The following is a 600-nucleotide window of genomic DNA, read 5'->3' on the forward strand; positions in this document are numbered from 1 at the left end:
GAAACCGCCATCACCACCCACCCCCACATCACCCACACCACCGTCCTCCTCCGCGAAGACCACCCCGGCAACAAACAACTCATCGCCTACACCCTCCCCACCCCCGGACACACCCCCGACACCGACCAACTCCGCACCCACGCAGCCACCCACCTCCCCGACCACATGATCCCCGCAGCATTCATCACCCTCACCGAACTCCCCCTCACCACCAACGGAAAACTCGACCGCAAAGCCCTCCCCGCACCCGACTTCACCCACCAGACCACCGGCCGCAGCCCACGCAACCCCCGCGAAGCAACCCTCTGCACCCTCTTCGCCGAAACCCTCAACCTCAACACCATCACCATCGACGACAACTTCTTCAACCTCGGCGGACACTCCCTCCTCGCCACCCGCCTCATCAGCCGCATCCGAACCACACTCAACACCGAACTCGACGTCCGCACCATCTTCGAAACCCCCACCGTCGCCGGACTCGCCCACCACCTCGACACCACCACCCCCACCACCCGACCCCACCTCACCCCCCAACCACGCCCCCACCACATCCCCCTCTCCCCCGCCCAACGCCGCCTCTGGTTCATCAACCGACTGGAG

1 protein-coding gene is annotated in these 600 nt (G+C 65.7%); it reads left to right on the top strand.

Annotation, left to right across the window (positions count from 1 at the left end):
• A partial coding sequence (locus A3Q37_RS35155; RefSeq protein WP_141693651.1) for a phosphopantetheine-binding protein occupies positions 1-600 on the top strand: 600 nt, incomplete at both ends.

Source organism: Streptomyces sp. PTY087I2 (assembly GCF_001687325.1).
In the GTDB taxonomy this organism is placed as follows: domain Bacteria; phylum Actinomycetota; class Actinomycetes; order Streptomycetales; family Streptomycetaceae; genus Streptomyces.